This is a genomic window from Methanosarcina sp. WH1 (assembly GCF_000970005.1).
GTDB lineage: Archaea > Halobacteriota > Methanosarcinia > Methanosarcinales > Methanosarcinaceae > Methanosarcina.
Genome location: NZ_CP009504.1, coordinates 3,758,945 through 3,773,280 on the forward strand (window position 1 = coordinate 3,758,945; position 14,336 = coordinate 3,773,280).

General features: G+C 44.8%; 11 protein-coding genes and 2 pseudogenes. 8 read left to right on the plus strand and 5 right to left on the minus strand.

Annotation, left to right across the window (positions count from 1 at the left end; genetic code table 11):
* Window positions 1-507: 507 nt before the first annotated feature.
* The 7 genes and pseudogenes from MSWH1_RS16600 to MSWH1_RS16640 all read left to right on the plus strand — a co-directional run bounded on the left by MSWH1_RS16600 (window position 508) and on the right by MSWH1_RS16640 (window position 7,813).
* Window positions 508-1,161, plus strand: coding sequence for a methyltransferase cognate corrinoid protein (locus tag MSWH1_RS16600; protein WP_048130008.1), 654 nt, complete (start codon window positions 508-510; stop codon window positions 1,159-1,161).
* Window positions 1,162-1,180: 19 nt separating this feature from the next.
* Window positions 1,181-2,557 (plus strand): annotated as a pseudogene (locus MSWH1_RS19505) (monomethylamine:corrinoid methyltransferase).
* Between the two features lie 999 nt (window positions 2,558-3,556).
* The gene (locus MSWH1_RS16615) at window positions 3,557-4,210 is read left to right on the plus strand and encodes a methyltransferase cognate corrinoid protein (protein WP_048130009.1); all 654 of its coding nucleotides are present in this window, start codon (window positions 3,557-3,559) and stop codon (window positions 4,208-4,210) included.
* A 19-nt stretch (window positions 4,211-4,229) separates the two neighbouring features.
* Window positions 4,230-5,606, plus strand: a pseudogene (locus MSWH1_RS19510) (monomethylamine:corrinoid methyltransferase).
* Window positions 5,607-5,900: 294 nt separating this feature from the next.
* Complete coding sequence (locus tag MSWH1_RS16630; protein ID WP_048130012.1) at window positions 5,901-7,307, plus strand: APC family permease; 1,407 nt, start codon at window positions 5,901-5,903, stop codon at window positions 7,305-7,307.
* Window positions 7,291-7,563: a monomethylamine permease gene (locus MSWH1_RS16635; protein ID WP_231585511.1), complete on the plus strand. Its 273-nt coding sequence runs from the start codon at window positions 7,291-7,293 to the stop codon at window positions 7,561-7,563. Before MSWH1_RS16630 ends, MSWH1_RS16635 begins: the two co-directional genes overlap by 17 nt.
* A 13-nt stretch (window positions 7,564-7,576) precedes the next feature.
* Window positions 7,577-7,813 carry an efflux RND transporter permease subunit gene (locus MSWH1_RS16640; RefSeq protein ID WP_048130014.1) on the plus strand — a complete coding sequence of 79 codons (237 nt, stop codon included), beginning with the start codon at window positions 7,577-7,579 and terminating at the stop codon, window positions 7,811-7,813.
* Between the two features lie 870 nt (window positions 7,814-8,683).
* Here the strand turns inward: MSWH1_RS16640 and MSWH1_RS16645 are convergent.
* The 4 genes from MSWH1_RS16645 to MSWH1_RS20650 all read right to left on the minus strand — a co-directional run bounded on the left by MSWH1_RS16645 (window position 8,684) and on the right by MSWH1_RS20650 (window position 12,574).
* Entirely contained in the window at window positions 8,684-9,709 is a 1,026-nt protein-coding gene (locus MSWH1_RS16645; protein ID WP_048130015.1) for an AAA family ATPase, read from the minus strand.
* 68 nt (window positions 9,710-9,777) lie between these two features.
* Window positions 9,778-11,490, minus strand: coding sequence for a preprotein translocase subunit SecD (locus tag MSWH1_RS16650; protein ID WP_048130016.1), 1,713 nt, complete (start codon window positions 11,488-11,490; stop codon window positions 9,778-9,780).
* Window positions 11,487-12,392, minus strand: a complete 906-nt coding sequence (locus MSWH1_RS16655) for a protein translocase subunit SecF (protein WP_048130017.1) — start codon at window positions 12,390-12,392, stop codon at window positions 11,487-11,489. The genes MSWH1_RS16650 and MSWH1_RS16655 overlap by 4 nt, the downstream gene beginning before the upstream one ends.
* Window positions 12,393-12,445: 53 nt before the next feature.
* Window positions 12,446-12,574, minus strand: a complete 129-nt coding sequence (locus MSWH1_RS20650) for a hypothetical protein (protein ID WP_255350473.1) — start codon at window positions 12,572-12,574, stop codon at window positions 12,446-12,448.
* 277 nt (window positions 12,575-12,851) lie between these two features.
* Here MSWH1_RS20650 and MSWH1_RS16660 point away from each other — a divergent pair, with 277 nt between their 5' ends.
* Window positions 12,852-13,331, plus strand: a complete 480-nt coding sequence (locus MSWH1_RS16660; protein ID WP_048130018.1) for a cytidine/deoxycytidylate deaminase family protein — start codon at window positions 12,852-12,854, stop codon at window positions 13,329-13,331.
* 79 nt (window positions 13,332-13,410) lie between these two features.
* On the opposite strand, the gene MSWH1_RS16665 is transcribed toward MSWH1_RS16660, so the two are convergent.
* Window positions 13,411-14,175 carry a coenzyme F420-0:L-glutamate ligase gene (locus MSWH1_RS16665; RefSeq protein ID WP_048130019.1) on the minus strand — a complete coding sequence of 255 codons (765 nt, stop codon included), beginning with the start codon at window positions 14,173-14,175 and terminating at the stop codon, window positions 13,411-13,413.
* Window positions 14,176-14,336: the final 161 nt, after the last annotated feature.

Genomic DNA, 14,336 nt, shown 5'->3' on the forward strand with positions numbered 1-14,336 from the left:
CTGCAATAATATATTATAAAGAAATATAGTGTTTATTTATATAGGAGAATTTCCATATTTAATTTGAGGAATTCGAATCTGATATTCAGGACAATTCCAGCAGTTCCAGCAGGTATACTGTTGGAGAATTTGGGATATAAATTGCTACTTCGACTGGGAAAATAACAAATTTACAGTCTCCAGCAAAATTCCCCGGCTACAATGTAACGAGAAATGAAATTATTCACAAAGAGCCCCAAACTCTATTTGGGCAAAATGGCAAATGTAAGTGAATAATTCCAGTAATAGGCAATTAAGAAAATACCGCAAAGACATCCCTCACGCCTAATGGCTAAATAAGAGGCAGCAGGGACTTGCGATATAGTGATAACCCCATGCAACGCTTAATGGCTGGCGGAGCCTGGATTCAAGCTTTAAACCTTTACGAAGGACCGTTGTCTATTATTGTCAACATTGTACCCCAACGATACCGCATAGAACAGCGAGCTCAATGGAGGTTTTACAAAAATGGCGAACCAAGAGATTTTTGATAAGTTACGCGATGCGATAGTTAACCAGAACATCGCAGGCACTGCACAGTTAGCCAGGGAAGCCCTGGATGCAGGAATTTCCGCAATTGACATTATTACAAAGGGTCTTTCCGTTGGAATGAAGGTTGTGGGGGACAAATTCGAAGCCGCCGAGATTTTCCTGCCCCAGATTATGATGTCTGCAAAAGCAATGAACAATGCAATGGAAGTCCTTACCCCCGAACTTGAAAAGAACAGAAAAGAAGGAGAGGAAACCGGACTTGCAATCACCTTCGTTGCAGAGGGAGATATCCACGACATCGGACACCGCCTTGTTTCCACCATGCTCGGAGCAAATGGATTTGAGATCCTTGACCTCGGAACCGATGTCCTTAATGAAACCGTTGTAGAAGAGGCTGCAAAACACAAAGGACAAAAGGTTATCCTTGTCGGCTCAGCCCTCATGACCACCTCCATGCTCGGCCAGAAAGACCTCATGGACAGGCTCAGGGAAGAAAACCTCAGGGACAACGTAAAATGCATGTTCGGAGGAGCCCCCGTATCCATGAAGTGGATCGAGGAGATCGGAGCGGATGCAACCGCAGAAAACGCTGCAGAAGCTGCAAAAGTTGCACTTGATGTAATGAAATAATCCTGGGAGGCAAAAGAACATGACGTTCAGAAAATCATTTGATTGCTACGAATTTTACGACAGGGCAAAAGTAGGAGAAAAGTGCACTCAGGACGACTGGGACCTTATGAAAATCCCCATGAAGGCAATGGAGCTCAAGCAGAAGTACGGGCTTGACTTCAAGGGAGAGTTTGTTCCAACAGACAAGGACATGATGGAAAAGCTCTTCAAGGCAGGATTTGACATGCTTCTTGAGTGTGGTATCTACTGTACCGACACCCACAGGATCGTAAAGTACACTGAAGATGAAATCTGGAACGCAATCAACAACGTCCAGAAGGAATTCACTCTCGGGACCGGCAGGGATGCAGTCCGCGTTTCCAAGAGAGAAGTCGGCGACAAGAAGAAGCCAATCGTCCAGGGCGGACCCACTGGTTCTCCTATTTCAGAAGAGGTCTTCATGCCTGTCCACATGAGCTACGCTCTGGAAAAGGAAGTAGATACGATTGTAGACGGTGTCATGACCTCTATCCGCGGGAAAGCCCCTATTCCAAAAAGCCCCTATGAAATCCTGGCAGCAAAGACGGAAACCAGGCTCATAAAACAGGCATGCGCAATGGCAGGCCGCCCGGGAATGGGCATATAGGGCCCGGAGACTTCCCTGTCTGCTCAGGGAAATATATCCTCTGACTGCGTTGGTGGTCAGATAAGCTCGGATAGCCACGAAGTCTCACAGCTCAACGAACTCAAGATCGACCTTGATGCAATCTCTGTAATTGCCCACTACAATGCAAACAGTGATATCATCATGGATGAGCAGATGCCTATCTTCGGAGGATATGCAGGCGGGATTGAAGAAACCACAATAGTCGACGTTGCAACCCACATCAATGCCTTTGTCATGAGCAATGCAAGCTGGCACCTTGACGGTCCTGTCCACATCCGCTGGGGCTCCACCAACACAAGGGAAACTCTTACTATTGCAGGCTGGGCATGTGCAACCATTTCCGAGTTCACAAATATGCTCTCAGGTAATCAGTATTACCCATGTGCAGGACCATGTACCGAAATGTGCCTACTCGAAGCCTCTGCTCAGTCCATTACTGACACCGCATCAGGACGCGAAATCCTATCAGGTGTCGCAGCTGCAAAAGGTGTCGTAACCGACAAGACCACAGGTATGGAAGCCAGAATGATGGGAGAAGTTGCAAGGGCAACCGCTGGAATGGAAATCTCAGAGGTAAATAAGGTTCTAGACAAGCTCGTGCCACTCTATGAGAAGAACTACGCAAGCGCTCCGGCAGGAAAGACCTTCCAGGAATGCTACGACGTAAAGACCATCACCCCAACTGAAGAATACGTCCAGGTATACAACTCTGCAAGAAAGCAGCTCGAAGACCTCGGACTTGTATTCTAAGCCGAAAGTTATAGCCTGAATTTATACTGAATAAACGGCAAGCCAGCGAGTTCTCGCTGGCTAATTTTTTTTGGAAAAAAACAGCCCGGATTCGGGACTAATGTTTTGGGGTATTCCACTTCTGGATTTATCTATAGAACCTTCTTTAACCCCTAAATCTAAAACCCTTTTGATCCAAAACCCTTTTGATCCATTTTCTTACAGTTTTGTAATCTACTTTTAACTCTCTGGATATCTCAGTGTCGTTTTTTTCCATGATAGCTTAAAAGTATGAAAGTATGATTTTAGATCTTTCGACAATGCTTACTGCTTGATTTCTAGAGTGGCTGAGCTTGATAAGATAGTCTAAATCTTTTTGAGTGAATGATAATTTGAAGCGACGGCTCATACGAGGCATAAGGTAGTTAAAAGGTAGTTTATTGAATAATTAAGATAATTATTTTATAGATTTATATTAGAAACTATGCACTAGATTTTGGAACTGAGTCCAAGTTTCAATATGATTAAAAATTCTCATGGCTTGAGCATTATCCATTAAGCCTGTCAAAACTCATTTGCTTTTCAAGTGCATAGATGACGAGTCAGTACCTATCTTTATAGAAAAAACCCTCCCGGTTAGGTTATAATATTTCAGGGCATATACAAATATGATACTGTATCATGATACAGTATCAGGAGAAAAGAAATTATTCACAAAGAAATCCGAATCTCTTTCGGGTGAACAATGGCAAATGGCAGTGAATAATTTTCGATTATAGATAATTAAAGATCCTGCGGAGGCATTCCCTCATGTCTAATGACTGGAAATCAGGCAAAAGGGATTTGCGCCATAAATAAGAACCCCATGCAAATGTTTTTTTTCATCTAGCGGAGCTTGGGCATAATTGAGCGATAAACCTTTGCAAGATTCGTTGTCTATTGAAACTCCATACGCATTGTATTGTCCAACGATACTGCGCAGAACAACCAGTTTCGACTGAAATGGAGGTTTAAACAAAAATGGCAAACCAAGAGATTTTTGATAAGTTACGCGACGCGATAGTTAACCAGAACGTCGCAGGCATTGCACAGTTAACCCAGGAAGCCCTGGCTGCAGGAATTCCCGCAATTGACATTATCACAAAGGGCCTTTCCGTTGGAATGAAGATTATCGGGGACAAGTTCGAAGCCGCCGAGATTTACCTACCCCAGATCATGATGTCTGCAAAAGCAATGAGCGTTGCAATGGAAATCCTTACTCCCGAACTTGAAAAGAACAAAATAGAAGGAGAAGAAATAGGACTTGCAATCACCTTTGTTGCAGAAGGAGACATCCACGACATCGGGCACCGCCTTGTTTCCACCATGCTCGGAGCAAACGGATTTGAGATCCTTGACCTCGGAACCGATGTCCTTAATGAAACCGTTGTTGAAGAGGCTGCAAAACACAAAGGACAAAAGGTCCTGCTTGTTGGCTCAGCCCTCATGACCACCTCCATGCTCGGCCAGAAAGATCTCATGGACAGACTCAGAGAAGAAAACCTCAAAGACAGTGTAAAATGCATGTTCGGAGGAGCCCCCGTATCCAGGAAATGGATCGAGGAAATCGGAGCGGATGCAACTGCAGAAAATGCTGCAGAAGCTGCAAAGATAGCCCTTGAAGTTATGAAATAATCCTGGGAGGCAAAAGAACATGACATTCAAAAAATCATTTGATTGCTACGAATTTTACGACAGGGCAAAAGTAGGAGAAAAGTGCACTCAGGACGACTGGGACCTTATGAAAATCCCCATGAAGGCAATGGAGCTCAAGCAGAAGTACGGGCTTGACTTCAAGGGAGAGTTTGTTCCAACAGACAAGGACATGATGGAAAAGCTCTTCAAGGCAGGATTTGACATGCTTCTTGAGTGTGGTATCTACTGTACCGACACCCACAGGATCGTAAAGTACACTGAAGATGAAATCTGGAACGCAATCAACAACGTCCAGAAGGAATTCACTCTCGGGACCGGCAGGGATGCAGTCCGCGTTTCCAAGAGAGAAGTCGGCGACAAGAAGAAGCCAATCGTCCAGGGCGGACCCACTGGTTCTCCTATTTCAGAAGAGGTCTTCATGCCTGTCCACATGAGCTACGCTCTGGAAAAGGAAGTAGATACGATTGTAGACGGTGTCATGACCTCTATCCGCGGGAAAGCCCCTATTCCAAAAAGCCCCTATGAAATCCTGGCAGCAAAGACGGAAACCAGGCTCATAAAACAGGCATGCGCAATGGCAGGCCGCCCGGGAATGGGCATATAGGGCCCGGAGACTTCCCTGTCTGCTCAGGGAAATATATCCTCTGACTGCGTTGGTGGTCAGATAAGCTCGGATAGCCACGAAGTCTCACAGCTCAACGAACTCAAGATCGACCTTGATGCAATCTCTGTAATTGCCCACTACAATGCAAACAGTGATATCATCATGGATGAGCAGATGCCTATCTTCGGAGGATATGCAGGCGGGATTGAAGAAACCACAATAGTCGACGTTGCAACCCACATCAATGCCTTTGTCATGAGCAATGCAAGCTGGCACCTTGACGGTCCTGTCCACATCCGCTGGGGCTCCACCAACACAAGGGAAACTCTTACTATTGCAGGCTGGGCATGTGCAACCATTTCCGAGTTCACAAATATGCTCTCAGGTAATCAGTATTACCCATGTGCAGGACCATGTACCGAAATGTGCCTACTCGAAGCCTCTGCTCAGTCCATTACTGACACCGCATCAGGACGCGAAATCCTATCAGGTGTCGCAGCTGCAAAAGGTGTCGTAACCGACAAGACCACAGGTATGGAAGCCAGAATGATGGGAGAAGTTGCAAGGGCAACCGCTGGAATGGAAATCGCAGAGGTGAATAAGGTTCTAGACAAGCTCGTGCCACTCTATGAGAAGAACTACGCAAGCGCTCCGGCAGGAAAGACCTTCCAGGAATGCTACGACGTAAAGACCATCACCCCAACTGAAGAATACGTCCAGGTATACAACTCTGCAAGAAAGCAGCTCGAAGACCTCGGACTTGTATTCTAAGCCGAAAGTTATAGCCTGAATTTATACTGAATAAACGGCAAGCCAGCGAGTTCTCGCTGGCTAATTTTTTTGAAAAACTTCAGGCAAAACAAATAGATGTATACATTACGATTTATGTGGAAATTTTTCCATGTATAGTCTAACATATATAAAAATTTGATATTGAAAAAGGGGATATGAATAATGGATATGTGGACTGTTATAAACGGACTGATATATCTTCTGGCTTTTGGGCTGATGGCCTGGATCTTGCTGGACGCCAGCAAGATTTCAAAAAAAAGGGGCTGAGACAATATGTCTGAAAACCATGAATCCAGCAGCTTAGTCAAGACTTTGCGGCCTTTCCATGTATGGGCCCTCGGTGTCGGGATCGTGCTGGTCGGGGAATACATGGGCTGGAACTTCACCGTCGCAAAAGGAGGAATTCTGGGATCCCTGCTTGCCATGCTGGTTGCAGGAACCATGTATGTCATGATTTCTCTCTGCGCCAGTGAACTCGGATCATCAACCAAACTTGCAGGAGGCCCGTACGACTGGGCAAGGCTATTTATAGGACCAGGGGCAGCTGCCAGTGTAGGTCTTGCGGTGTACATGGAATATATCGCCCTTGAGGCAGCAGACGCCATTGTCGTCGCATTCATCGCACAGAGCATCTTCCCGGAGTTGCAGGTTTTCCCTGTAACATTGCTTGTTATTGCACTTTTGACCTTTATCAATTACCGCGGCGTCGTTGCGGCTTTAACCCTTAACTTCGTCCTGACCATGATAGCTTTCATTGCAATAGTGGCCTTCTTCTTCTCAACCGCTTTTGGAGCAATAGAGATCCACCCCGAATACCTGTTCCAGGGAGCTTTGCCAAATGGAATGATAGGTCTCTTTGCAGCTCTGCAATTCGGGCCATGGTTCTACCTGGGAATAGAAGGAGCAGCAATGTGTGCCGAAGAGTGCAAGCACCCTGCAAGAGCAGTGCCTCTGGGACAACAGGCCGGAATGATCACCCTGCTCATAGGAGCAGCAATGACCCTCTACCTCTGCTCAGTGCTGATTCCTGCGGACATGCTGGGTGTTTCAGTTTATCCGCTCTTTGAAGCGGCCCAGAACAGTGGTATTTTTATCTTCATTGCCCTCCTGGGACTGGGGACGTTCCTGACCTGCGTTGCAAGTGCCAACGGCTGTGTCTGTGACTCGTCACGCTCCTGGTTTGCACTTTCCAGAGATAACTATGTATCGTCCTGGTTCTCGGCAGTGCACCCCAGGTACAATACCCCTTACAGGGCTGTGATCTTCACCGTACCTGTTGCAATCGGATTTGCCTTTAGCGGATTCCTGGACCAGGTCATTACCTTCTCCATCATCTCGGGACTGCTCTGTTATGTCCTGATCCCCTTCTCCCTGATCCGCTTCAGGAACCTTTTCCCGGAAACAACAAGCAAAGTGCGTCCCTTTGTAGCCCCTCTTCAGCCGTATATCGCCTATTTTGCAATTGCAATCGCGATTACGATTCTTTCAACGTTGTTCTGGGGCTACAAGTATAACCTGATCTTCGCCTTTGTGTTCTACGGTATTGCGTACTTCTATTTCAGTCACAGGCACAAGAGTTCAAACATAGAAAATAACTGGACTGAAATGGGCTGGCCCGCACCAGAAGGTTCGGAAAATACAAGGATAGGAAAGGAGGTGATGGGTGTTGGAGACGAATGACCCTGCCCTTGAAAAAAAGTACCACAGCAAACTGAACGGAGACACCGTCCTTGTCCTCGGCATGCTTACCCTGCTGGTAAGCGTGGAAGGATTCGTCCTTTACAAGATCCTTTCCGAAACCTGGGAGATTGCTGGAAACTTTTTTTACCTCTACGTGATCTTCGTAGGTCTGCTGGTCTTAATAGAAACCATCGGCTGTCTGAGTGTACGCAACTCGATAAAGAACCACATGTTCGAGTTCAAATACTACGATTGAGGAGGCAGAAGATATGGCAGAAAAGAACATCTTTGTAGAGGTCTTTGATATTGTATTTATCTTCGTCCTTGCTTTCGCCTGTGTGGTTATTCCCACAGTGCTCCAGGGAGCTGTACTCGTTTCCTGGGGAGAAGGAGGAGCAGGAATAGGCTTTGTATGGGACCCGGTGGGCTTTTTCAGTTTCTTGCTGGTAATAGTCGCTTTTTTTGTAGTGATACTGTATCACTCGGTAAAGCGCTACAAGTACTGAAAGAGACCATAAATACCGAAAGAAACTGAAAAATACTGAAAGAGACCGCAAAAAAGGTTTAACCAGAAGTCTGCCTGAAAATGAAATCAGGCAGACAATACTTTTATTAAATCAGGCAGAATACTTCGTTTTTTTAAATGAAGCTAAAGTTTAATTCTGCCTCATGAGAAGTATCTCCCTGAAAAGAGGGATTATTCAGGGAGCAATGAAGGGATTTTTGTGGATTTGTTCTAGAAGACCCGAATCCGGCTTCTACTCGAGGGAATATAGGCTCAGAACCCTCTTATGGAAAGTACAGGCACACCATTTAAGATGTATCCTGAAATCTCAGGTCTGTACTCTTTAAGAAAGTATACTCGAGCCCCTAAACTCCTGAGAAGCATGAATTTCTGGTCCACTTACAATAAATGATAAAAACTAATTGTATATATAATTTGCTATTCAGAAAGTATTTAAAAGAATATAGTATATATATTTTGTTAATTGGATAGGATAGCTTGTAGAAGCATTTATATATAATATACCGAGAATAGAATGAAATGAGGGAAAAGTATAAAAGGATATCCTCAACATTTAAAATAAATTATAGGAAAAAAGAAGAGAAGAAACTATTTGATTTCTAAGAGGCTGTTTGAATAGTTACACCATTTTTACATTTGGATAGTGGTCATTGCTGACTTTAAATTCAGACTGTAAATTTATTACATCAGGCTTACTCGCTCGATGTATGAAACAAATACATTAGACATTATGGTTAAAAATTACACTTTAGACATTTAACAGTTTAATGACACCGTTTTTCAGTTCAAATGATGATTACTGTCACCATTGTAGAATCAAATTTAATTTTGAGACACGCTCTAAGATAAATCAGGAAAATGTAGAAATTAATTTTTCGAGCTGGATTCTTTCACTGGCGGCGTCTGTAAGCCTGGAATCGGTTTCTGAGATTTTAATAATATAGCGAGCAACATCGGCATCGGTTTCTCCTGAGTCTATAAGAGCTTCGGAAAGCCCTTCAAGGATATCAGTTCCAGAAAGCCCTTTTTCAATAATCATTTTATCTATAAGCTGGCGCCCCCTGGAGAATTCCCCTGCAAGAGCCGCATCAAGCAGTTCATCTACAATTTCGTCCCTGCCTTTCATGGTAGCTTCATACACGATTTCTTCCGTAATTTCAGCACCATCTGCCCTCAGGGCAGCAAGCTGGAGAGTCTGGACAGCTCTTGCAACATTCCCTTTAGCCAGATAAAGTATCGCATCAAGTGCACCGCCGGAAAGTTTCAGCTTTTCAGCAAGGGCGATTCTCTCAAGATGTGGTTTCAGAAGAAAATCCGGAACATAGGTAAAAAAGACCTGAAGACCTCTTGAACGGAGGGGGGAAATGAGTTTGGAAGGCCTTGTAGTGGAAAGAATAAACCTGCAGGTTTCACTGTACTTTTCCATGATCCGCCTGAGAGCGTGCTGTGCATCTGATCTCAGGGATTCTGCATTATCGACATAGATAATCTTATAATCAGCATCAATGGAAGCTATACCGGCATATTCGTTAATGATTTCCTTAAAAATATCTATTACGCTTTTGTAGATTTTTTTCGGATCATCAGTACCAATAAAGCGGACAAAACGTTTGTCCCGTACAAGATAACGTTTTCCCTGGTCGAAAAAGTCCGAGGCATTAAAATATACAAAGTTGTTTTTCCAGGTATCCCCATAGAGCTGCCTGACAAGGGCAAGAGAAGCCGTTGTCTTCCCTGAGTTATCAGGACCATAAAAAATAAGGTGAGGCAGGGTCCCGGACTGTACCAGTTCGGAAAGTGTCCTTACGGCATGTTCGTTTCCGAGCAGTCCTTCAAGGGCATCTGCCCTGTATTTTAGAGTCCAGAGATCCTGCATTAATTCCACCTTGTTTTTCAGTTTTTGAATATTCGGTTGTTAAGGGATTTTTATCTTTTCCCAGGCACTCACTCAGCCATACTTTCCTGGGTGCCACTCCCATCTGCCTCAAGCAGTTCCTTGATAACCACACCGTAAACAGGTCTTGCAATAACCACACCAATGAAAACACCAATGATAGTAGTGATGGCAAACCCCTTCAGGGCTCCAAAGCCCATTACTACCAGAGGAGACATGGCAATGATCGTTGTGGCGGCGGCCCCGAAAATGATTGCGAAGGCTTTCCCAATCCTGGAAATGAAGACCTTTGTTGGAGGAAGTTTGCCTTCATAAAGCACCTCGTCTGTGATAATTACAAGGTGGTCAATACCTGTCCCTATTGCAGCAATGATACCTGCAATTGCTGCAAGGTCAAGCTGCCAGCCAATGGCTGCTGCAACTCCAAGGATCATAATGACTTCACTGATGGAAGTCCCGACCATTGGCACCAGGATTTCGGGTCTCTTGTACCTGCGGAAAACAACTGCAGCAACTGCTATCAGGGAGAGTAAACCTGCTATGACTGCTTCGGTTTTGAACTGTGCTCCCAGGGTTGCATCAACGTGTCCTGAACCTACAAGTACCACGTTTACAGGTAGAGCCCCTGCCCTGAGGTGAATCTGGAGCATCGAAGCTTCAGTTTTGGCTGCCTCATCGGTACCTGTGGAAGCCTCCCAGGAGTATATGGGAGTTTCTTTCAGTCTGGCAGCTGCAGAATAACTAAGGGGAGCCCCATATATCTTATTTTCATCCAGATACATGTTCAGGTAGTGACTGTCGGGACTGTCCGTAGCCCCTGTCTCGATTGCAACTTTCTGGAGAGCCCGTGCTCCTTCTTCATTCAGGGTAAAAGGAGTGTGCCACTGATTATCGTGGAAAGTCGGAATCCCCACGTTTACGATGGAATCTCCATAAAGAACGTGCTGAGTCTCGTTTCCTGTAGTCTGTACACGGATCTCAAATTTCCCGGGCTTTTCAGCAATATCCTTTGCCGTTGCAAGGTCGATCCCTGCAAAATCGATGAGAATATAGTCTTCTCCAACAGTCCTGACAGGAATGTCCTTCAAGCCAAGGGAGTTAAGTTTGTCATTCAGAATTTCTCTGGTCAGGTCCCTCGTATCGGTGCTGACTCCTTCTTTATATGTTGAGGTCCCGTCTTCATTCTTGAGGATTGTGCCTCCAACTTTATTCATAACAGCTGAAAGCTCTTCTTCTGAGACTTCGGTCCGGATTTCATAGACAATACCATTTTCAGTACTGATCGGAAGCACTTCTGCATCAAAAGCTTTTGAGAGATAAGCCTGGATCAGGGTTTCTTTACTGGTAGTGATAGTTACCTGGGTCGTTTCCTGGTTCAGCCTATCAACGCTCACACTGCCAAGGTCCAGAAGCTCAAGCTGGGATGCGCTAACCGGAAAGGAAGTTGTGAATGTAATGGACTTTTCTGATGGACTCCCTCCACTGACATCCAGATTGTTATCTGTGATCTGGATAGGGGCGCCAATGACAGGTTCTACCATTTGACTGACTATCATACCAGAATCTGCATCTACCTGGGCGAGAGCTCCCTGCAATTTGATCTGAAGCCAGGAGCCTCCTTCAAGGTCAAGCCCGTAGTTCAGGTTAGTGGTTGCCCCTTCTGCAGAATTATAACCCGGGTGGATAACCACAATAGAGGCAAGTATAGCAAGTATGAAGATGATAACTCTTACATTTTTAAAGAGGCTTTTTTTATCACTCATCTGTTATACCTCCCTCTGAATTCGGGTTTCGTTACATACCACCGCAGGATCCCTGCATTGAGAAGCCAGGTGTTCATAATATCTGCTAGAAGTCCCACGATCAATACGCTTGAGATCTGCGAAAGCAGGGTAATCTGTGTGAATGAGGGGATTATCAGATAGGGGAAAGTTGAAACCACATACATAACCACAAGGGCTGCAAGGGTTGTTGTGGTCATGGTAATCCCTGTCTGCATCGCCCTTGAAACTTTTTCCCCCACCGTACCCCGGCGTTTGAGTAACCTGTTTGTTAGCAAAATGTCACTGTCTACGGAATAACCGATGAGCATAAGCAGAGCTGCAAGTGTTCCAAGGGAAAGGGAGATCCCTGCAACCCGCATGAAAGCAGCGGCAATTGTGATGTCTGAAAAAGCAGAGAGCACCACTGCAAAAGAAGGTGTAACACTCCGGAAAATAAGGAAAACCACAATGGACATTCCTATAAAGGATATAAAAAGAGCCTGAAGAGCCTGAACCTGCAGTTCCTGGCCGTAAACGGGCCCTATCTGTTTGATTTCCACGTTAGAATAGCGGCCCATTACATCTTCTTCAAGCTGGCGCTGTTCTTCGTTATCCATAACCCCGAACTGCATGCTAACCCTGTTTCCGGTCTGCCGAGCATCCTTGAGGGGATAAGAAGAGTATATTTCTTCAAGCATAGCGGGGGAATCGGTCGTCTCTACCGAAATCTGGGTACCACCCTGGAACTCCATTCCCAGGGTTACCGGCGACCCGCTGCTTGCAAAGGAAACCAGCAGTACAACTAAAGAAACTGCAAGTACTGCAAGGGGGATTGCCAGCAACTGGCGATTATCGTGATTTTTCACGAAATTATCTAAAAATTCGGTCAAACCTGTTGCCATAATTAAATACTCCGGATGAATGCATCTATTTTTTAGAACTTATCCGAGCTTATTTATTCCGGGTCTACAATCCGGAAAACATTCAGATTAGTAACACGGAAGTGTCCAGATTTACATTCCAGCACCACATTCCAGCACCACATTCCAGAACCACATTCCAGCACCATATTCCAGCACCACATTCCAAAACCATCCAGAATTATCGTTCAGAACGTGCATGGTAACTTAAAATCATCAGCCCTTTTCGAACTCTGGTTCCGGGAAGAAATGTGCCACATTCCATATAGTGTAGAAAGTTGATTCTTTCAGTCCTATATTCTATAGATTATATTAATTATTCCTCGAAAAACAATTATTTCTCTATATAGCGTTAATTCATTACATTTAAAATTTATTGTTGAAAGTGATACAAGTTTTAACGTTACAACTATATATACCAGTTACTGTTCATTAAAAATCATGATAGAAAGACCTTCCCTTGACGAATATTTCCTTGAAATCGCCTTCGTGGTAGGCAAACGGGCAACCTGCCTCAGGAACAACGTAGGAGCAGTAATCGTCCGGGATAAACGCATTCTTTCAACCGGATATAACGGAGCTCCAAGCGGCATGGAACACTGCCTTGAGATAGGATGTATTCGGGACATTGAAAATATTCCCTCAGGCACGCGGCATGAGAAGTGTCGGGCAGTGCATGCGGAGCAGAACGCCATTATCCAGGCTGCAATCCATGGGGTCAGCATTGCCGGAGCAACCCTTTACTGTACGCACCAGCCCTGCATTCTGTGTGCAAAAATGCTCATAAACTCAAAAATTAAAAGGGTAGTATACTCAACACCTTATCCTGACACCGATTCCCTTGATTTTTTCAAGAGCGCAGGTGTGGAAGTGGAATATATCCCCTTTAAGCTGAAAAACGAGAATGTCAACAGGGAATAAACCCACGGTCCCGAAAACATATTCATGCCGATATATAAAGACCCGCTTTTCAACATGTAAATCTTTAAAGACCTGCTTTTCAATTTTTTTTCTGCAAATTTCGAAGCCCTTTTTTGATAATATCCAGAGTTTCAGGGCGGTATGTCTCATTTATAAGCGCATTCCCTTCACAGTAATAATCTAGCCCGCGAATGACTACGACGGGAATCCCACCTGCTCCTTCTCCCATCAAAAGATTGGCAGCACCTGCAAGCTCATCAGCAATTGCTTCTTCTGTAATATCCAGAATTTTTCCGAAAAGGTCCTTTTCCCCGATCCAGCGTTTTATTGGTTTTATTTTGAAAATCCCTATCGCAACTCCGGTCTGTCCGATCTTGAAGGCTCTTCCGTTTGTGTCCGTAATAATGACGCTTAACTCTTTCCCGCTAAGCCTTTCAAGCTGTTCTCCGAGTTTTGAGGCACTGGTATCCGGATTTTCGGGAGGGTAAAGCAAAAATCCGTGTTCAATATTGGACTCGTCAATCCCTGCGTTTACACAGGTATGCCCTGCAAGTGTTGTCACGAGCATAAAAGGCGCCTCAACAAAGACCTCCCTGCTCCTGGAAAGAACAGCCTGGATGAAGCGTGCATCTTTCCCTGTCCGGGCTGCGACCTCAAGAGCCTGTTCCCCGGGGATGATGTCTTCGAGCCTGAAGATTTCCCCTTCGGCTTTTGCAACAATGGTTGAGGCAATAATAACAATGTCTCTGTCCTGAAGTTCAATTCTCTCACAGATGATGGAGGGCAGATCATCCCCTTTCTGTATCAGGGGGATCTTTTCTACGGCAATTGCTTCAAATTTCAAGAGGCTTCCTCAAAGTTTTAAAATTATAAGTTATAGAGTTAATAAGAGATTTAATAAAATTTAGAATGTCGGGCTCTGATTAAAATGATAAAATGTGATTTCTATGAATCCGGCTCATTTAACAGGGTTATGGAAACGATCCTGTAAACGAATAATTTATA

What these genes read in the sequence shown, in the direction of transcription:
- MSWH1_RS16600 (WP_048130008.1), top strand. Translation starts at nt 508, where the DNA reads ATGGCGAACCAAGAGATTTTTGATAAGTTACGCGATGCGATAGTTAAC.
- MSWH1_RS16615 (WP_048130009.1), top strand. Translation starts at nt 3,557, where the DNA reads ATGGCAAACCAAGAGATTTTTGATAAGTTACGCGACGCGATAGTTAAC.
- MSWH1_RS16630 (WP_048130012.1), top strand. Translation starts at nt 5,901, where the DNA reads ATGTCTGAAAACCATGAATCCAGCAGCTTAGTCAAGACTTTGCGGCCT.
- MSWH1_RS16640 (WP_048130014.1), top strand. Translation starts at nt 7,577, where the DNA reads ATGGCAGAAAAGAACATCTTTGTAGAGGTCTTTGATATTGTATTTATC.
- MSWH1_RS16645 (WP_048130015.1), bottom strand. Translation starts at nt 9,709, where the DNA reads ATGCAGGATCTCTGGACTCTAAAATACAGGGCAGATGCCCTTGAAGGA.
- MSWH1_RS16650 (WP_048130016.1), bottom strand. Translation starts at nt 11,490, where the DNA reads ATGAGTGATAAAAAAAGCCTCTTTAAAAATGTAAGAGTTATCATCTTC.
- MSWH1_RS16655 (WP_048130017.1), bottom strand. Translation starts at nt 12,392, where the DNA reads ATGGCAACAGGTTTGACCGAATTTTTAGATAATTTCGTGAAAAATCAC.
- MSWH1_RS20650 (WP_255350473.1), bottom strand. Translation starts at nt 12,574, where the DNA reads ATGTGGTGCTGGAATATGGTGCTGGAATGTGGTTCTGGAATGTGGTGC.
- MSWH1_RS16660 (WP_048130018.1), top strand. Translation starts at nt 12,852, where the DNA reads ATGATAGAAAGACCTTCCCTTGACGAATATTTCCTTGAAATCGCCTTC.